A 19,967-nucleotide genomic window follows, 5' to 3' on the forward strand; every position below is an offset into this window, starting at 1 on the left:
AAAATAGGACTTCGGTGTAGAACGACTTCAAATTCAGGGACAGGGTGAAACAATGAAATTCACAGTATTTGCGAAGACGGTCATTCTTTTAATCTGCCTGCTCGTACCCATTCTGCTGCTCTATACGTATGCGAACCAGGCAAATGTGGACATGGTCGTTGAAGAGAAACAACAGTCGAGTCTGAACCAGTTCAATTATTTCAGTTCCCAGGTGGATAAAAATATCGAGCAGCTCTCGCTGTATGGTCTGACATTGTTGCGAGATCCGAGTATCCTGCACTACCGTTACATGACGGATTCAACCAGCCAATATGAGAAAAACAGCATCTATCTGGATATTCTCGACAAATTATCGTTGTACCAGTCCACCAGCCGCTGGAAGAACGATATTACCATTGTCCTGCCACAAGCGGAACTTGTGTTATCCACCATGTCCAGCCGGACGGTCTACGATGAGAAGATGTTGACGTTCCCGCAACCTGGCCAATGGCAGCTGGAGAAGGGGAGTTTCACCTACTTTTTCACGGATAACTACGAGTGGAATGAAAAACCGATGAATACAGGCGTGCGAACGGTGATGGAGATTAATTTTGACCCGATGAACGTGGTTGCCATGTTGGATGATTTTAAAGAAACGCAGGGCGGAGATCCCTTCTTGCTGGTACCAGGTAACGATCCGTTGTTGAACCGTACGGCGGACACCGAATTGGTCGAAGCGATCATGCGTGATATGCCTTTTAACGGGCCGGAGAGGGAAGGCAATCATCAATTGGAAGTGGGCGGTAAACAATATCTGGTCAGTTACGTGCACTCCAAACAACTGCAAGCGGTATACGTGAACCCTGTGGTATTGGATGATTTGCTGACCCCAATGGACAAGAGCCGAAATATGTTTATTACCTCCATTCTGTTACTGCTCGTGCTGAGTATCGGGGCCGCACTGCTTTTGTATCGAAAAGTTCAGGTGCCCATCCATCGCTTGATGAAAGGGCTACAACAGATTCGCAAAGGGCAGCTGTCCACACGGATTCCGGTCGATCACTCTCGTGATGAATTCGCGTATCTCACCCAGAGCTTCAACCATATGGCAGAGCAGATTCAGGAACTGATCGAGAAGGTATACGAGGAACGTATTCGCTCGCGGGAAGCAACATTGAAACATCTGCAATCACAGATCAATCCGCATTTCCTGTACAATTGCCTGTTTTATATCAAAAATATGACCCAGCTCGGCAACCGTGAAGCCGTTATTGCCATGTCGCTAAGTCTGGGAGACTACTATCGCTACATTACGCGGGGCGAGAATGATATGACGACAGTAGAGGAAGAAATCCGGCTGCTGGACCATTATTTGTCCATTCAACAGATGCGGACCAACCGGCTGACCTACGAGATTGCCGTACCGCAGCAACTGATGTTGCTTCACATTCCGCGACTGCTCATTCAACCCATCGTAGAGAATGCGGTGATCCATGGCATTGAGCCGATGGAGGGCAGTGGGCATGTCGTCGTAACGGGGATGGCGGTACCCGAACATATTGAGGGTCGGACATATACAAGATATAGCCTGTTTGTTGACAATGATGGTGTCACGCTGACAGCGGAAGAGATTGCCGAATTGGAACGGGAGATCAATGAACCGATGGGTGAGGAGATTGGAACAGGCACATGGAATGTGCACCAGCGTCTCGTTACGCGATATAGGCTGTCGTCGGGGCTTCATTTTGGAGCGATTCCCTATGGTGGACTTAGTGTAGAAATTCGATGGTTTGAGGAGGAACAACCGCATGATGAATCTGATGGTCGTGGATGATGAACATTCCGCAGTAGAGTCGATCGCTGTCTCCATACCGTGGAGAGAACACGGGATTGGTCAGGTATTCAAAGCCTATTCTGTCAAAGAAGCCTTGGAACATATGGCATCACATCAGGTCCATATTATTATCACGGATATCCGTATGCCGGGTATGTCCGGTCTGGATCTGGTCAGTTACATCAGGCAAAAGTGGGAACAGACCAAATGTATTATTTTATCGGGGCATGCATCCTTCGATTATGCGAAGCAGGCGCTCAAACATGGGACAGTCAGTTACTTGCTCAAACCTGTTCGGGATGAAGAACTGATCGAATCCGTGCAGCAGGCCGCAGTGCAGATTCGCCTGGAGGGTGAGAAACAATTGCTGCATCAGCGGGCCATGTATTCCGTGAGGGAACATCTGCCCGAGAAGCGGGCGGAGCTGATGAAGGATGTACTTTTTGGGCATAAATTTGCGGATGCTGAACTCGAAGGCAAGCTGGAGCAACTGGAGATCGGGTTCCGTCCACAGGATAAAATGCAACTGCTGCTCATCCGGTATGATGACCATCAACCTACACATAAAGCGTTTCGATTGATGAAGTACGCCATCTCGAATGTAGTGGAAGAGATCTACGGCAGTACCTATCATCTCTGCCATACGGATGACGCCTATGATGATCTGGTCTTCATGGCCAGTCCCAAACAAACTCAGGCCGAACCAGAAATGTTAATGGGCCGACTTGGAGAGCGGTTGATCCACAGTGTGAGGCAGTATCTGAACGCGACCATTTCCCTGTCCGTTAGTCGTATGGGGCGTTTCCCAGATCAGGTGCCGCAGCTATATCATCAAGCTGTGAGTGCACTTCGCAAGCAGGCCGAGGCGGGCAAAGGATTACATTTGAATGCGGCGGCAGGAACCAATGGGGCCACGTTGAAGTCTCTTGCAGCGCTGTATGAACCACCGGGTCTGACGACGTTACTGGAAGCCGGGCGCATGGAGGATGCACACCGCAAGATCGATCAGATCTTTGCCGAACTGTCGAACAGTGTGTTCCCGGAGCATGTGTATGTGGCTTTTCATTATCTGGCGGCAGCATTCTCCTATATGGCTCATCGGGAAGGAAGGCAGTTAACCGAAGTGCTTGGCGAGCAATACCAGCAACTGCTCAAGGATGGATATGGTATCTCGCTGCGTAGTCTGGAAACGTGGACCAGATGTGTGATGAAGCAGTGGGAAGAGAGCACAAGCGATGCGGGACAGGATGCCGGATCAACGCTGATTCGGCAGGTGCAGCAATGGATTGACCATCATCTGGGTGAGGATCTATCATTGCAGGTCATTGCCGGAGAGGTGCATTTGCACCCCGTATATCTGTCGAAAATGTACAAACAATCCACAGGTGAAGGCATTAGTGATTATATTATCCGTTCCAGAATGGAACGTGCGGTTCATTTGCTGAAGCATACGGCGATGAAGATCTATGAAGTTGGTCAGGAAGTGGGGTACAATAACACGCCTTATTTCATTCAGGTGTTCCGCAAACATTATGGACTGACCCCGCAAGATTTTCGGAACGGTTAACAAATCGATATGAACATTGAAATTGTGATATATGTTTGCCTCCCCGGCTGCACTATCCTTTTCATGTAAGGTGCATTTGGCACATAAGGGTATCCAAGTTACCTGAGGAGGGGTTAGTTCATGTATAGAAAAATGATGACGGCATTGCTCGCAATCACGATGGTTGCTGTAACAGCATGTAGTTCGGGGGCCAAGGAAGAACCGGCGAAGGAAGCCGCTGCACCACTTGCTCTGCAAGATGGGAAGTATGAACCGGTGGTACAGATGAGTTATTTGCGGGCCTGGAATGATGACACGAAGTTCAAGAATGGGGAAACGGCACAGAACAATGTGCATACCAAATGGGCTAAGGAACGACTTGGCATCGATCTGACTACGCCATGGGCTGTATCGGTGACCAATGATGCATTTTACACGAAATTACGCTTGTCCCTGTCCGCTAACGAAGAACTGCCGGATATCGTCTCCATTCGGGGAGACTACAATCTGGTCCGGGAATTAATTGAGTCCGGCAAATTTGCCAATGCAGGCGAGTTGTTTGACAAATACGCTTCGGACACATGGAAACAGGCATCCGAATCAGCATCCGAGGAATGGTATCCATACATGTATGAGGGCGAGCGTTATGGCATTCCAATCTTCGATTATGCCTACAACGGCGATTCGGTCATGTTTATCCGGGAAGACTGGCTGAAGAAGCTGGGACTGGAAGAACCAAAAACCATGGATGAACTGGTTACGGTCATGGATGCTTTTACAAATCAGGACCCGGATGGGAACGGTAAGAAAGATACGTATGGTCTGACCGTGGGCATGAAAAATGCGCTCAATACCTGGATGACGGAATCCGGCTGGATCTTCGGCATGTACAACACGATGCCTGGACAGTGGAATGATGCCGGAGACGGAACACTGCAATATGGCTCCATTCAGCCAGGTGTGAAGGAAGGCCTTGCAACGATGAAAGATTGGTTGTCCAAAGGTTACCTGCCCAAAGAAGCGGGTGTCTATGACGAGATCAAGGCAGCAGAATTGTTCACCGCAGGTAAAGCAGGCATTATTGTGGGACCACACTGGATGCCAAACTGGCCGATTGATGATGTGAAGAAAAATGTGGACGGTGCCACGTACAAGGCCATTGCTTTACCTACAGGACCAACAGGTGAGAGCCACCAGCATGGTTCTGGTGCAAGTAACGGCGTTGTACTGATTAACAAAGACATGGCGAACCCGGAGATTTTCTTCACGTACCAAAATTATCTGTTCGACAACTTTGCTAATCCGGAAGTGGGAAGCGAGTTCGAACATGGCTTCGCACAAGGATATGATTATGACATCGTGGATGGCAAAGTCGTTGGTGAAGCTGAAGTGAAGGACGGCGTATCACCACTCAAATATACGATTACGTATGATGGTGCACGGATTCCGAATCTCATGATGGATACGCTGGCGGAACTTGCAAAGGGCAAGGAACCGGAGACTCCTTTTGAGAAAAATACGAAGATTGCCAACAAACCGGAAGTATTTGTAGCCGCTGAGGTGGTCGTTGCGAATAAAGATAACGCGATCAAGAACAAGTTCACCGGGGCACCAACCGAGACGATGAAAATGAAGAAGGACGCAATCGACAAGTTGGAGAAAGATACGTTCAGCAAGATCATCTATGGTCAGGTAGGCATTGAGGAATTTGATGCATTTGTGACGAAGTGGAAGTCCATGGGCGGCGATGATATTACCGCCGAAGTGAACGAGTGGTATAAGACAGTTAATTAATTTACAAAGCAGGGGAGAACTGATGAGTTCATCAGTCTACCCTGCTTTTTTTGTCTCGAATAACATTTATGGAAAAATAGAACCTTTGGAGTTATAACTATTAATCTATATCGTACAGATCGATTATGACTCGCAGCGGACAAAAGTTACTTGTTTTCCTAGAATCACATTCTCAACCTTCCATCCGGCATTTAACCAGGATAGTGCTTGTGTATGATTATTGGAATTATTCACCCACCATTGTTCGCGATTATACGCTGTAGGGGGTAACGTAAATCCGAGAATCTCCTCAAGCTCTGCATATGTAAGGGTGATTGAAACTTGATTCAAATAGTTTTCCAAGGGGAAGTATTTGCTGTAGCTCATTTCGTCAGACCTCCTGAAAAGGAATACAATGATTATACAACGTGGGGATGATGATAGCGAGGGCATGCCGAGAGCGTACATAAATTTGAAAAAAAAGGAATCCGTAGATCTCTTTGACCAGCAAACAACCGTGCATAAGCCTTATTGTTCCGGGTGTACTTGAGAGAGTAAAATAATAGGTAATATACGAACATCAATACGTATTTATAACATAGATGCCCCGGATTAATCCGGGATTCATAGAGGTTCAAGTGTGGTTGATGAACATCATAAGATGCATGGGAAGGCAGGAGATTAGATGAGTACACTTTATGATCAGGCGATGGAAGAGATGATGACGACGATCAATGAATGGTTTGATGAACAGGAAAAGCGGGATGACTTGGAAAGTGTTGTGAAGCGAACTACACTGCAAATGGGTATTTTTAATGATATTGTGCTGGATTACAGACCTGGACGGACCACGGTAGACAGCCTGGATCTGGGTTTGGATGATGATGATGATGATGATGTGAAATCAAAGCAGGCAGGAGCCTTTACCGAGGAACAGGTACGGAACGAGATCGGGCCTAAGCTTGTTGAGGTTGTTCAGGAAAGATTGGACAAGCTGGCAGATACTCCGTTGATTGACTACCGCTTCACCTTGCGAGGGAAATTCCCAACAACCGAAGGTAAGCTGCAACTGACTTTATTGGAATGGATCAACGAAGAGAAAAGAAAGCTGCTCCTTGATCGTATTCATACCTATGTAGACAAGAATCTGGAGAACAGTACATATCCAACGAAGCCATTGGAATCCTTCTTTTTGACGAGTCATCTGCTCGATCCAAAGCTGTTCCCGGAGTTGGATGTAGCATGGACCATCGGGCAGTATGACCGGATACAAGAGTTGAATCAGGGGCGTCAGGAGGCACTTGCAGAACATCGTGGTGAGATAACTCGTGCGGTGACGGCATGGGCGGAGAATCAGTTTTTGCCACAGTATTATGATGTTCAGTCTTCGCCTTATCGTACCAATGAATATTCACTAAAACCTGGAGCAACGCTGGAGTCGAACGTTGAGACACAGGCAGGCCAACATTTGAACGAGACTGGGAAGGCGCAAACATCCGAAACTCAACCAATCGATCTGCTATTATACGCGGCGGTCATGATTCTACGTTTTGAGCCGAGTTATAGTAAACCCAAAGGTGTGACTTTTCTGGAACTCGCTAAGCAACTCGGTAGCAAACGTGCGGCACGTATGATGACAGAAGGCAGCGGAACGTATGCGAAGGACGATATTCATGTGAAAACGGAAGAAGTAGAATGCAAAGCAAATGATGTATTTGCTCTGATGACCATTCACATTCGTAAGGAAGAGCCGGGTGCCTATCAACAGGCACTTACCTTTGTCACTCATTTATTGAAACAGGGCTTTCCGAAAAGTTATAAGATCAAGCTCAAGTCCAGCGTAAAGCAGTATTTGCCGATCAAAGGACTTGCGAAGTCGGATACCCACCGATTCTTTGCCAATGCACTGGAGTACCCGGAATTGCATCCACTTCTGGAAGAGTATGCGCGTGAGGCTATCCAGGAGTTTGAGTTTTATGAGGATACCGAGGGAGAGAAAAGCTGTATGCCGGGCAGTTATGCAACCTTTGGACTGGGGCTTGTGGATGAGCAGTATTTCCCGTTGGTTGAATATTACATGGGTGAAGTGGATGATGAGCATCAGTTGATTCAGGATAAGTTCATTGCGGCATTTGTAGAACAACAGGGTGTCACGGCTCAATCCATACCTGCGTTAGTCGCCAGCTTGCGTCGTTCGACCGATAGTCTGAAGCTGAAGATTCAGCCCGAACTGGAGAATGAGGAAATACTCGAACTGCTGGTTAGACAGATTCAAAAACTTGAGTATTATGAAGCGGAACGTGTACTCTATCTGATCTTTGGCAAAGTGGAGAAGCTCTCAACGCTTGCTCGCAAGGCCGAGGGGAGACGGAAGGAATTATTGCTGGAACTGTTGCAGGCTGCAGGGAAGTGAAAATGTAAACAACACAAGTAAGATTGTGCTGTGCCAGCCAGTAAAACATTTTAGAGAAGTGAAAGTGCATAAGGAAAGGTGGGGGAAGTTGTGGAGGCATTGAGACGAGACATGTGGCAGGCGTTGAATGCTCAGGACAAAGAGGCTTGGATGCGTAAGCTTGTTCGTCAGTTACCAGATGGTATGGTATATGAGGGCCTCGAGACATTTGAACGATTTGGTCAGCGGATGGAGACAGGTGTATTTACGGAGGATGGGCTGAGATTTGTGTTTGTCCCTGGGGATCAAGTAACACTCGGCTGGGATCGTTGGCAGCATGGTATGAACGAAGAGACCTCAGCCGACCTGCATGAAACGGTCAGTGAGTATGGTGTGGAGGACGTGGATTCGTTTCTGGCGAGTCAGATGTCACCTGTAAGAATGGTCAACATTGCGCCGATGCTTGTTGAATGCGAACTGATCTCACTTGGCTGGATTGAAGTGTCCAAGGAGGAAGCATTTGCACAGGAAAATTCTGATTTCCCGTCAGCACTGGAGCAGTTTAAGCAGTCGGAAATACGTGAATATGAATTGCATCAACAATTCCGTCTGATTCGCCAAAGTGAGAATGAAGTCCGAATTCTGTGGTTCAACGAAGGAATAGAGTTGGAAGACGTTGTGAGGGAGGAAGCTGCGGCGGGTTTTGGTTTGCTGACTGAAGACGAATGGGAGTATATCTATGGCGGCGGTTGTCGCACGTTATTTCCCTGGGGTGACAGCTTCGACTATACGATGAGATTGAAGCACTTTGGAAGTCTGGAAGGCGTGGATGAAATTGTGGATGGAGTGGCAGAGACGGCCTCTTCACGGGGTGAAGAAAAGGATGATTGTCCTTATGATCTGGAACTGCCAAATTTCTTCGGAGTGCAATTTGCCGGTGATCCCTACAAGTATGAGCTTACACTGGATTCGGTTGGGGATGTGATGCCTAAAGGCGGAGACGGAGGTAGCCTGATATGTGGTGGTACAGGGCCGCTGGTTGGTTTCTTGCCTGCTGCTGCGGTCTATTATCGAGACGTTAATGCCAGTGAACTTGACTGGGAGGATTTGATGGATGCGATGATGTATCGCAGGGTTATTCGTTTGGCTGAACTAAAGGTTTGATGGGTTAACCGAAACAGCTATTAAGCGGTAGCATCCCATACGTAGAAAGAGATTTAGTGAATTCTAAAGGGCAGTTGACAGATAAATGAATAGATCTGTCGCTGTCCTTTGGAATGTTCCATTAGGGCCAGAAGATGGAAGAAAAAGTAATGAATATTTAGATCAAAAGTTCTATACTTAACGAGTCTCAACCAAATCCATTACACAGAGAAGGAGTTAAGTATGTCCAGAATATCCAAATGGCTCATCGTCAGTTTAGTTTCAATTTTTATACTCAGCATGTCGCAATTCACAGTCTCAGCGTCCACTTCAATAGTTCAAACCACACAGAACGCAGAGCGATCCATTTCATCCAAAGATCGTGTGCAACACAACATTCGTTTTGCAGTCAGAGGAACGGAGGTGGCCGTGACTACGCTTCGAACAAGTTTTGATACTGGTGAAATCAAAGAAAATGAGCACCATTTTACCGATCCAGCTATTCTTCCTCGGATACATACTGGTCTGACGACAACTTCCCATCATTATGATCCTATTGTTAGTGACACACCAGCAGGGTTAAAAGGATACATAACTTATTATGCCACGGATGATAAGCAGCATTATTACGTTTTGTACGAGTATGACTATAGCTCGAACACACTTCGCAAGGTCCATGAGGGCGAAAACCGTATCCACTTGGAACCTCAAATCGGAATATATTATACGATCTATGAGAAAAACGCACCTAAATCCAACTACTATTCCATGGTCACAGGAAAAAAAGTATACACTCGCGGAAAGCTTTTGCTGGAAAGGGATTTTACAGATACCAAATATGTGGTATCACCGATTCCACAAACCCGTAATTTTGGGGTTTATTGCACAGATACTTTAGATTGTCACTACCTTGAATATGGCGGTATAAAGGGGAAGAAGGCCAAAGTAAGCGACTTGTGGATGAAGCCCGACCAGAAGACGGGCTTGTCTACTAAAGCTTTTCAGGTAAGTGCAGATGTTCATCTAAATGTTTCTCAAGGCAACACGAGGGATCGGAAATCAGACTGGACTGTGGTTGTAACCAAAAATGGCAAAAAAACTACACTGATTAAAGAGCGAGTGGGCTATGTGCAATCATTTATCTCACCCGAAAGAAAAACATTGGTTCTGGTCACAGAGAACGGTCTGGATAGTAAAATGGAGTCGTCCAAGGTACAAGTCTATGATTTGAAGACCCTTAAACGGATTCGTTCCTATGATTCTCCTTATCGCGCTCGTACCGAAAGTATCCAGTGGATTACTGAGGATGAGTATATTATTGAACAGTACTTTTCCAACCCGGGCTCTTATCCGCCATCCTTATATGTTATTTCAGAAAATAAACATCTTAAATTGAATTATAGTACGTACAGTGACTGGAAAAAATATTGGAATTCTTTTCAGTTCTCTAATGTGTTTTTCCCGATGGAACCTGTAGCTATTAAGTCTGATCAGGGTGTATTGGAGTATAAAGGGCAGCCCACCTTCTATATGGAAGGTCAGCATTATGTTCCTTTAGAAGAATTCACTAAAGCATTTCATATTCAATATAATCTCGGGAAGGATCGGCTCACCTTCACTCGTGGTCAGCGTTCTTCCAGTGTGAATAAACCTTCAAAACAATTGTTGACGCTATACAATCAGACCTTTATTCCTTTAGGTCAGTGGAGTAAGGACTTGGGGCTCAAAGTGTCGGAAACAAAAGCAACTGGTTACAACAAACAATTAAGCATGAGCGATGAAGAAAAGGGAACTGATCTAGCCATGGATTCCAAAATTCTTCCTTTTCATGCAAGAGCACGATGGATGGATCGGGTAGGGGACAGTTACCAATTAGATCCGGTAAATACAAGGCCGATGGAATCAGCTGTGCCAGACCGAATTGATGGTGTGGTGCTGAATTTTGATCGAACATTGACCATTTCCTCCTCTAAAGATTCAATTACAGAGTTGCTGTTCATCAATCCAGACTACACTTCGGTGCTCGGGAAAGTATCTTTAACGGACATACCTGAGAGGAAGTGGGGATTTAGCACAGCCAAGATTCCAGAAAACATGTTACAAGATGGTGTGCTTAACGTGATTGTTCCCGTGAAAGAAGGAAAATCAACGATGGTGTACTCCTTAAAGCTTCCAGAACCATTTGATAAAAATAAATTCTAAAGATTCAAAAAAACACACATCAAATCAGCCCCAGCTCATAGAGCGGGACCGAAATGATGTGTGTTTATTTTTGTTTATTTCACTTTTTGTACGGATACTGCCATTTGCTCCAGTTGAGTGTGAGTCAATTGGTTATTCGGCGAGCTGAGTGTTACATAACGATCATCCAGCTTGAATGTGAGCATATCCGTTTGGTCTGGTGTATACCATTTGGCTGATACGCCATTAGGCAGTTTTACCGTATTGCCATCATAGCTGAACGAGTAATCTTTAGGGGATACCGTTACATTCATACGATTAAAAACAAAGTTTACACCATCACCACCCGCACCTACGCTTTTGAACGTATCTCCAGCAACCATATGTTGTGGGGCATAGGCTGTTGTGAACCCGTCAAACTTCGCAAATGCTTTGCGAATGTTATCCAATTGTTGTTTGCTATAGTTCACATCTGCAAATGCAGTGATCCCTTCATTGTTGCTGTTGGCTTTCTGAACAGAGACAGCGACTTGTTGCAACTGAGCTTGGCTCAGCTTATGATCCGGGGAGCTAAGCGTAACGTAGCGATCATCCAGTTGGAATGTGAGCATGCCCGTTTGATCTGGTGTGTACCATTTGGCGATCACGCCATTGGACAGTTTCACGTCTTTGCTCGTATAACCGTCCGAATAATCTCTTGGAGACACATCCACTTTCATATGGTTGAAAACAAAACTGACGCCGTCGCCACCCGCACCTACACTTTTGAACGTGTCACCTGCGATCATCTGCTGAGGGGCATAAGCGGTCTCGAACCCATCGAATTGTGCAAAAGCTTTTTGAATCGCCTCTTTTTGTGCTGCGCTATACGTTACATTTGTCAAAGCTGATGGATTGCTTGTTGCTTGGCCGATAATGACCTGTCCTTTTTTGCCGTCATAGGATACGGGTACATGCAGTGCATCGGCAAGCGCACGTACAGGCAGATAAGTAGAGTTGTTATAAGTAATTGGCGCAAGTTTGTTGCCATTGCCATCCGTTGGTGAGTAAGTCGCGCCATCGACATTGAAGCTAATTCCATGGTTAAGATATGCGGAGATTTTCTCCAGCTGTGTTCCGGCGAATACACCCGTTGCTCCTGTTAAAGTCATGCCCAGTACCATCATCGTTGCTACGGATTTCTTCATGTTTTTTTTCATCCTATATCTCTCCTTCAAGTTGGGGTTTGGTTTGTTTAATGGGCTCGCTGTCCCTTATGGCTTTATATTAAACCCCGAACATATCCAGAATAATTCTGAATTATCTCCAACTTGTAAACATGTGTATATAAACGGAGAATGTAGAACGAAAACGGAAGCTGCTTGGTGTGTTGAACGTATTCTTTGCCGAATCGAAACATTTTAGTTAAAAAGATAGAGGATTAGTCCGCCAAAACCAAGTACAATCGCACCAACGTATACATAGGAAAGTTTGCTAAGGTTTTGCTTTGTGCGGCGATCATATTCGGGGTTGCTGGTCTGATTGGCTTTGGAATTTCCGATGATCATGGTAGCAATACCTCCAAACAAGGCAATACCCACAATTAAAACATAAGGCAACCAGGTCATGAATGGACCTCCTTCGCGAATAATATGATATGTCCTTATTGTACTTCAGGATAACCTTTGATGTAAGCTTTAGTTGAGAAATAAAGGAAAATGAAGTATCTATATTACAGTATGTATGTGGTCTTGAATCGGAAAGATCACTACAATTTTATATTTTTTTAATTCAAAAAAACCTTGATACAACAGGCGTTCGCACCTTTCTTCACTGAAGGCTGTGAATTTTTTTTGTCCACAGAGTGATCCAGAATAGAGAACCCTGCGTTACACCCTATGAAGACGACGACGAGGAAAGAAATTATACACACAACATAATCGAGGAGTGAACACGTAATGAAAATGAAAATGAAGAAGTTTATCGCACCTGTACTTAGCTTGACACTGTTGATGCCGGGGATCGCTGGAGCAGCTGCCGCACCACAGACACCAATGACCATGATGAAAGCATCCGTGAACACACCTGCGGCTGACCTGAGAGCAAACCTGGACCACCTGTTGTCCGAGCACTTTGCACTCGCAGTAACGGCAATGGCCAAAGCATATGACGGAGCAAAAGATGCAGATGCAGCCTACAAAGCACTCGACCAGAATGCACTGGATATGCAACCAGCAATTGCTTCCCTATACGGTGACGCAGGTGCCAAAGAATTCGAACGCATCTTCCGCGCTCATAACAAATACACAGATGATCTGGTGAAAGCAACCAAAATGGGCAACCAGGCTGGAATCAAACAAGCACAGGCAAACATCAACGGTTTCGTGGATGAGTTCTCCACATTCCTGAGCACAGCTACCGAAGGCAAGTTGCCAAAAGCAGCAGCCAAACAGGCGCTGAAAGTACATGAAGATCTCGTGCAAAAAGTATTTGATGAGTATGTAGCTGGAGATTACGCTGATGCATACAAGGCTTACCGTGAAGGTTTCAAGGAAATGTTCGACGTAAGTAAGGCACTCTCCACAGCAATTACGACACAAATGCCTGAGAAATTCGAAAATACCAAAGCGGATACAAAAGCAGCTGATCTGAGATCTGCACTCAACCACTTGGCTTCCGAACACTTTGCACTTTCGGCTCTGCAAATGCAAGAGGAATTCGATGGACGCACAGCAGCTTCCAACGCACTGGTTACAGCTGAAGCTGGAAACACAGCTGACTTCAAAGCAGCGATTGCTTCCGTTTATGGTAACGATGGTGCCAATGCTTTCGAGAAAATTTGGGTAACGAACCACGTTAACGCACAAAGCGACTATGTAAAAGCTGTTAAAAACAACGATGCTGCGGCTCGTGCAGCAGTAGAGAAACGTATTGATGGATTTACAACAGAATTTGCTACATTCCTGGATTCAGCAACAGCTGGCAATCTGCCAAAAGCAGCAGGACAACAAGCGCTGACAACGCATGAAAATCAAGTACAAAACGTATTGAATCAATATGCAACAGGTAACTATGATGCTTCTTACACAACGAATCGTGAAGGCTTCAAAGTGATGTTTGGTGTAGGTCAAGCCCTGGGTAACGCCATCGTGACTCAATTCAATGACAAATTCCAAGAGCCAGCAACACCAGCACCAGCGCCAGATATGACAACGGTGTGGATGCAACTGAACAGTAAAATGCTGAAAATTAACGATAAAACAACCAACATGGATACCACACCAGTGCTTTGGAAAAACACAACATACATTCCATTGCGTTTCCTGAGTGAAGGTATTGGCGCAACGGTGAAATGGGACAAAAAAGCACAACAAGTAACGGTGATGGCTGGCGATGATACCCTTGAATTCTGGGTGAACAACAACGTTATGGAAGTAAACGGCGTGAAGAAAAATGTGGGTGCAACTGTATTTGTAAACAAAGATGGACGTACGCAAGTTCCTCTGCGCTTCATTGCTGAACTTCTGAACTGGGACGTGAAATGGGCACAAAAAGATGGTTCCATTACGCTGACTAAATCGATGTAATCCAACGTTTTATATACGAATCAAACAAAAAGAGCTGCCCCATACGGCAGCTTTTTTGTATTCACCCAAAAGTTCAAATATTTGGTATAATCATCGAGTAATGACCTACATAACAGCTTGAATAGCCGATGGAGTCTAGAATGATGTATGATAATTTGGTATAAGCAAAATGAAGAGGGGGACAGAGGAATGAGTACATCATCAAAATCGGAGCGCCCAGCGAGAAATGTGGATACCCGGTTATTTGTCGCTTGGGCCGTTTCCGTTATCGCAACAGGGGGGAGTCTCTATTTCAGTGAGATCAAGGGCTTTCTTCCATGTGATCTGTGCTGGTACCAGCGCATATTCATGTATCCACTAACGATTTTGCTGGGCATTGCTTACTTTAAGGATGACGTGGGCATCACGAAATACGTACTCCCACTGAGTTTCGTCGGTGGCGGCATTTCGTTATATCATGTAACGATCCAGCGTATTTTTTCGGCTACAGGTAATGCCGTCGCGTGCGGTAAGGTTCCATGTTATACCGACTATTTGAACTGGTTTGGTTTCATCACAATTCCATTACTGGCACTGATCGCCTTTATTATCATCATCGTGATGCTGTGGGGTATCGGCAAAACACCAAAATCTTCTTAATAAGAAAGGATAGATGGTGATGAGCGGACAAGCTCGGTGGTTCATGCCCTTCGTTATTCTGCTCCTCCTGACGGTGGGATGCTCTTATGAAGAACAGTCACAATCGGGCGAGATGCCGGAGATGATCAAAGTGAAACTTGACGTTCCAGAGAAAGCTTCTCTTCATGAACCAACACGGTTGCAGGTGAAGCTTACACAGGGAGATGCACCGTTAAGTCATGCTGACCATGTGCAATTCCAGATCTGGAATGAGCTTGATGATCCGCCTTCTGTATCTCCGGAACAAGGTATGATGACAGCGGACGAACTGGAGAATCAGGGGGCTATAACTGCCAAGGAGGCAGAGGAAGGGCATTATGAAATCCAGCATACCTTTGAAGAACCAGGTACGTATGTGGTACAGGTCCATGTTACGCACGGAGCTATGCATAGCATGCCGAGAGCGAGAATTGTAGCGGAATGAAGCAGCAGGCGGGTACCAAGGCTTTGGTTCAGGTTTAACAATAGGTTTATAATGTTAAAGGTATGAAGAATGTTGTAGGAAAAGAGGCTGTTATGGCAACTATTCATGATGTTGCACTCAGGGCAGGAGTTTCTGTAACTACCGTCTCGCGTGTATTAAACAACCGGGGATATATAAGTCAGAAGACTCGGGACAAAGTGTATCAAACCATGGACGAACTGAACTATCGACCCAATGAAATTGCCCGTTCTCTTCTGCGTAAGCAATCCAATGTGATAGGCTTGATTATCCCCGATGTATCCCATCCGTTTTTTGGAGAACTGGCTAGCTATGTTGAGTATCATGCTTACCAGAATGGATTTAAAATTATGTTATGCAATTCCCACATGGACCCTTCCAAAGAGCGTGAATATGTGGAAATGCTCAAGGGTAATCGCGTGGATGGCATTATTATGGGAAGTCATACACTGGAAGTTGATGAGTATATGAATCTGCATTCCCCAATCGTGACCTTTGATCGTAAGATCGGTGAAGACATCCCGTTTATCTCATCTGATAACTATCAGGGAGGGGTTATGGCTGCTGAATTGCTGCTCTCGAAGAACAGACGACATTTGGCACATATCTGCGGTAATTTGGAATTGCAAATGCTGTCCAATCGCCGGACGACAGGTTTCGTTGATACATTGCAGGCTCATGGAGTCAAACCGGTCATGATTCATGAAACCGATCTGAATGTGTTTGATCAGCATCAGTATACGAAATTGGTGGATAAGCTGCTTGCACAACACCCCGAGGTGGATGGGCTCTTTGTAACGAGTGATCTGATGGCGGTGCATGCGCTGAAGCAGATCGTGTTAGGTGGGCGCAAGGTACCCGACGATATTGCTATTATAGGTTATGATGACAGTCGTGCGGCAGCGTATACGGTGCCTGGCATTACAACGATCAGGCAGCCGGTGGAGGCCATGGCTAAGCTGGCGATTGATCTGATTCGGCGCCAGCTCGCGGAAGAGAAGATCGGAATGGAGCATATTTTGCCAGTTACCATCGTGGAGAGAGAGACGACCTGATACAGGTCGTTTTTTCCTATTCGTCCTTTTGCCACGAAGAAATGAAGTCGAGAAAAATTTTTTTGAATGGTATGTCAAACGATTGACATGTCAAACCTTTGACATTATAATTCGATTTGTAAGCGTTTCCTTTTAAACTATTGATCGGGGGCCATAACAAGATGAAAAGAGAACAGAGATGGATGAAATTATCGGTATTGTCATTGATTATGATGCTTGTATTGTCGGCATGTGGAAGTAAAGCAGCGACGGAGTCCAACTCCTCCTCAGAGGGTAGCAGCAGTGAGAGTGTCAAAATCACCTTGCTTAATTCCAAGTCGGAAATTAACAGTCAGTTGGAACAAGCAGCTAAAGACTTTCATGCCGAAAATCAAAATATAACACTTGAAATTGTACCTGTAGGCAGTGGACAGTCTCCGTTTGAAAAAGCGTCTGCTTTGTATGCCTCTGGCAGCCCTACAACGATGATGATGCTGGATACAGGGGATGTCGAGAAATTCAAAGATCGTGTTCTGGACCTCACATCCGAGTCTTGGATGAAGGATGCTGTGGAGAATAGCACAGCGGCTACAACGTTTGATGGCAAAAATTATGCCTTCCCGTTCTCTATTGAAGGATATGGATTCATCTATAACCAGAATGTTTTGGATCAGGCGGTAGGTGGGACATTCGATCCAAAGTCTGTACAGACCACTGTACAGCTTGATGAGTTGTTCCAAAAGATCGCCGCTACTGGAAAATCACCTTTGATTGTATCTCCGATGGACTGGTCGCTTGGTGCGCATTATCTGGGGCTTGCATATGGTGGGCAGTCGCCGGACCGTGCGAAGGTGGATCAATTCATTACTGATCTGAAGGCAGGTCAAGTGGACCTTGCATCCAATGCCGTGTTTAATGGCTTGTTAGATACATTTGACCTGATGAAAACCTACAATATTGACAAGGCTTCTCCACTGTCCGGAACCTATGAGCGTGGACCGGAGGTGCTTGGCAAGGGTGAGGTTGGCATCTGGTTCCAGGGCAACTGGGCATGGCCACAAATTTCAAGCTTTGATACAGCAGATGGAAAATATGGCTTCCTCCCGGTACCTGTGAGCAATAATCCGGATGATTTCGGTAATACGCAAATCTCTGCTGCTGTATCCAAACGCATATTGCTGGATAAGGAAAAGAGCACACCAGCGCAGCAGGAAGCAGCGAAGAAATTTTTGGACTGGATCGTTTATAACGAAAAAGGTCAGGATTTCCTGGTGAATCAAGCCAGTATTATTCCGGCATTCAGCAACATTACATTGGAGCCAACCGATCCACTTGGCAAATCCATTAGTGAATACATCAAGGCAGGCAAAATCGAGGAATCAATGAGCACACTTCCTGCGGATCACTGGTCCAAACTGGGTGCATCCATGCAGAAATATTTGGCTGACGTCATTGACCGTACCGGACTTGCCAGTGAAATTCAGGCATACTGGAGCAACGTGAAATAAAGGAATTAATCATAGCCCTGTGCAGCACATAGAGAGAGACTTGCGGTACGCCGGAGATGGTGAACATACAGCTTCCACACGAGGTCTGTTCGACTTGTTTCCGGTATAACCGCCAGGCTAATCATTTGGATAGAGTGGAGGTTGACAATGCTGACCGAAAAAGGATTATGGACACGTCTGCGCACCCGCCTGATCTTTACTGGCCCGACATTATTTGCGTTTGCTACGGTGATGATTATTCCATTTTTGTATGGTATTTATTTGACGTTTACGAACTGGGATGGCATTGCCGTCGATCAAAACTTTGTTGGCTGGGATAATTACATCGGTGTGTTCAAGGACACCGTGTTCTGGAAATCATTTGGGATGACGCTGGAGTACGTATTTATTACCGTTGTGCTGACCAATGCGGTTGCCTTCCTGCTCGCTTACGTTGTAACTCGGGGAATGAAGGCACAGGGCTGGTTTCGGGCTGGATTTTTCCTGCCAAATCTGGTGGGCGGAATCGTGCTTGGTTTCATCTGGCAGTTTATTTTTAATCAGGTACTCGTCTTTGCAGGACAAAAAATGAATCTCACGCTGTTCTCCACCTCTTGGTTGGCTGATCCGGATAAAGCGTTCTGGGCTCTCGTTGTGGTGACCGTTTGGCAGTATGCCGGTTATATGATGGTTATCTACATTGCAGGACTGATGAATGTGCCAAAGGATGTTATGGAGGCAGCCAGCATTGATGGGGCAAGTAATCGCAAAATGCTGGCGCGCATTGTATTGCCACTGATGGTTCCTTCGTTTATTGTATGCATCTTTTTGTCACTGCAACGGGGATTCATGGTGTATGATCTGAACGTCTCTTTGACCAGTGGCGGGCCCTTCAAGAGCACAGAGATGGTATCCATGCATGTTTATGAGCAGGCCTTTCTTGCTCGTGACTACGGATTGGGTCAGGCAGAAGCCTTTGTTCTGTTTATCCTTGTAGCCGCCATTACATTGCTCCAGGTCTATTTCAGCAAAAAACTGGAGGTCGAGGCATGATGGCTGGACAATCGCGCATTCTCAACTGGATGAAGTTTATTGCATTAATCATTGTGATGATTTTATTTGTATTTCCGTTTGTGCTTCTAATCGTCAATTCGTTCAAGGCTAACCAGGCCATTACCTCTGATCCGCTGGGCTTGCCAAGCTCCTTTCAATTCGATAATTACGTCAATGCGTTTGACAAAATGGGATATGTATCCGCATTCAGCAATTCGTTGCTCATTACCATTGCAGGTGTATTACTGATTGCTCTTTTTGCGGCGATGACAGCCCATTACTTTGTTCGTCACAAAAGCAAGGTGAATCAGTATCTCTTTTTCCTGATGGTAGCTGCGATGATTATTCCGTTCCAGGCCATTATGATTCCATTGGTTAAAATATACGGCTCGCTCAGCCTGCTGGATAACAAGTGGTCGCTGATCTACATGTATATTGGCTTTGGCAGTCCGCTCGCCGTATTTATCTACCATGGCTTTATCAAAAGTATTCCCCTGGAGCTTGAAGAAGCGGCTCTAATGGATGGCTGCGGCAGAGTGCAGACCTTTTTCCGTATCGTACTGCCAGTGTTACTGCCAACAACCGTAACGATTAGCGTGCTGAATGTATTGTGGATATGGAATGATTTTTTGCTGCCTTCTCTGGTACTGACTTCATCCGAGCAGCGTACGCTGCCGTTGTCCACGTTTTATTTTTATGGGACATATACAGTGGATTACGGTCCATTGATGGCTGGTCTGGTGTTGACCCTGCTACCTGTCCTGATCGTTTATCTGTTTGCGCAGAAGTACATTATTCAGGGGGTCATGCAAGGGGCAATCAAATAAGTTCAGTCGGGTGATATAGAGAGAGACAGGAG

Annotated in this window: 16 protein-coding genes; 13 read left to right on the plus strand and 3 right to left on the minus strand. The window is 45.7% G+C overall.

The window, feature by feature from the left end; genetic code table 11:
* The first annotated feature begins 52 nt into the window (after positions 1-52).
* The 3 genes from MHB71_RS29220 (at position 53) to MHB71_RS29230 (ending at position 5,153) form a co-directional block, all read left to right on the plus strand.
* Positions 53-1,813: a histidine kinase gene (locus tag MHB71_RS29220; protein WP_340028310.1), complete on the plus strand. Its 1,761-nt coding sequence runs from the start codon at positions 53-55 to the stop codon at positions 1,811-1,813.
* Positions 1,788-3,380, plus strand: coding sequence for a response regulator (locus tag MHB71_RS29225; RefSeq protein WP_340028311.1), 1,593 nt, complete (start codon positions 1,788-1,790; stop codon positions 3,378-3,380). Before MHB71_RS29220 ends, MHB71_RS29225 begins: the two co-directional genes overlap by 26 nt.
* 120 nt (positions 3,381-3,500) lie before the next feature.
* A complete protein-coding gene (locus MHB71_RS29230; RefSeq protein WP_340028312.1) occupies positions 3,501-5,153 on the plus strand; it encodes an extracellular solute-binding protein in 1,653 nt (550 codons plus the stop codon).
* A gap of 123 nt (positions 5,154-5,276) precedes the next feature.
* Here MHB71_RS29230 and MHB71_RS29235 read toward each other — a convergent pair whose 3' ends face one another.
* Positions 5,277-5,519 carry a hypothetical protein gene (locus MHB71_RS29235; protein ID WP_036606815.1) on the minus strand — a complete coding sequence of 81 codons (243 nt, stop codon included), beginning with the start codon at positions 5,517-5,519 and terminating at the stop codon, positions 5,277-5,279.
* 298 nt (positions 5,520-5,817) lie between these two features.
* On the opposite strand from MHB71_RS29235, the gene MHB71_RS29240 reads away from it, so the two are divergent.
* The 3 genes from MHB71_RS29240 (at position 5,818) to MHB71_RS29250 (ending at position 10,869) form a co-directional block, all read left to right on the plus strand.
* The gene (locus MHB71_RS29240) at positions 5,818-7,545 is read left to right on the plus strand and encodes a DUF6138 family protein (RefSeq protein WP_340028313.1); all 1,728 of its coding nucleotides are present in this window, start codon (positions 5,818-5,820) and stop codon (positions 7,543-7,545) included.
* A gap of 90 nt (positions 7,546-7,635) precedes the next feature.
* Positions 7,636-8,688, plus strand: a complete 1,053-nt coding sequence (locus tag MHB71_RS29245; protein WP_340028314.1) for a hypothetical protein — start codon at positions 7,636-7,638, stop codon at positions 8,686-8,688.
* Between the two features lie 222 nt (positions 8,689-8,910).
* Complete coding sequence (locus tag MHB71_RS29250; RefSeq protein WP_340028315.1) at positions 8,911-10,869, plus strand: hypothetical protein; 1,959 nt, start codon at positions 8,911-8,913, stop codon at positions 10,867-10,869.
* Between the two features lie 74 nt (positions 10,870-10,943).
* On the opposite strand, the gene MHB71_RS29255 is transcribed toward MHB71_RS29250, so the two are convergent.
* Together MHB71_RS29255 and MHB71_RS29260 are read right to left on the minus strand one after the other, a co-directional pair.
* A complete protein-coding gene (locus MHB71_RS29255; protein WP_340028316.1) occupies positions 10,944-12,047 on the minus strand; it encodes a hypothetical protein in 1,104 nt (367 codons plus the stop codon).
* 201 nt (positions 12,048-12,248) lie between these two features.
* Positions 12,249-12,455 (minus strand): hypothetical protein, encoded by a 207-nt coding sequence (locus tag MHB71_RS29260; RefSeq protein ID WP_017692174.1) that lies wholly within the window; start codon positions 12,453-12,455, stop codon positions 12,249-12,251.
* Positions 12,456-12,785: 330 nt separating this feature from the next.
* Here MHB71_RS29260 and MHB71_RS29265 point away from each other — a divergent pair, with 330 nt between their 5' ends.
* The 7 genes from MHB71_RS29265 to MHB71_RS29295 all read left to right on the plus strand — a co-directional run bounded on the left by MHB71_RS29265 (position 12,786) and on the right by MHB71_RS29295 (position 19,935).
* A complete protein-coding gene (locus MHB71_RS29265) occupies positions 12,786-14,414 on the plus strand; it encodes a copper amine oxidase N-terminal domain-containing protein (RefSeq protein WP_327196760.1) in 1,629 nt (542 codons plus the stop codon).
* 189 nt (positions 14,415-14,603) lie between these two features.
* The gene (locus tag MHB71_RS29270) at positions 14,604-15,053 is read left to right on the plus strand and encodes a disulfide oxidoreductase (RefSeq protein ID WP_047841622.1); all 450 of its coding nucleotides are present in this window, start codon (positions 14,604-14,606) and stop codon (positions 15,051-15,053) included.
* Between the two features lie 19 nt (positions 15,054-15,072).
* On the plus strand, positions 15,073-15,516 hold the full coding sequence (locus tag MHB71_RS29275; protein WP_036668090.1) for a FixH family protein: 444 nt from the start codon (positions 15,073-15,075) through the stop codon (positions 15,514-15,516).
* Between the two features lie 92 nt (positions 15,517-15,608).
* Positions 15,609-16,589, plus strand: a complete 981-nt coding sequence (locus MHB71_RS29280; protein ID WP_340028317.1) for a LacI family DNA-binding transcriptional regulator — start codon at positions 15,609-15,611, stop codon at positions 16,587-16,589.
* A 161-nt stretch (positions 16,590-16,750) separates the two neighbouring features.
* The gene (locus tag MHB71_RS29285) at positions 16,751-18,076 is read left to right on the plus strand and encodes an ABC transporter substrate-binding protein (protein ID WP_340028318.1); all 1,326 of its coding nucleotides are present in this window, start codon (positions 16,751-16,753) and stop codon (positions 18,074-18,076) included.
* A 147-nt stretch (positions 18,077-18,223) separates the two neighbouring features.
* Entirely contained in the window at positions 18,224-19,108 is an 885-nt protein-coding gene (locus MHB71_RS29290) for a sugar ABC transporter permease (protein ID WP_340028319.1), read from the plus strand.
* A complete protein-coding gene (locus MHB71_RS29295; RefSeq protein ID WP_036607075.1) occupies positions 19,108-19,935 on the plus strand; it encodes a carbohydrate ABC transporter permease in 828 nt (275 codons plus the stop codon). Before MHB71_RS29290 ends, MHB71_RS29295 begins: the two co-directional genes overlap by 1 nt.
* The last annotated feature ends 32 nt before the right edge of the window (positions 19,936-19,967 follow it).

The organism is Paenibacillus sp. FSL H7-0940 (genome assembly GCF_037979415.1).
In the GTDB taxonomy this organism is placed as follows: domain Bacteria; phylum Bacillota; class Bacilli; order Paenibacillales; family Paenibacillaceae; genus Paenibacillus; species Paenibacillus amylolyticus.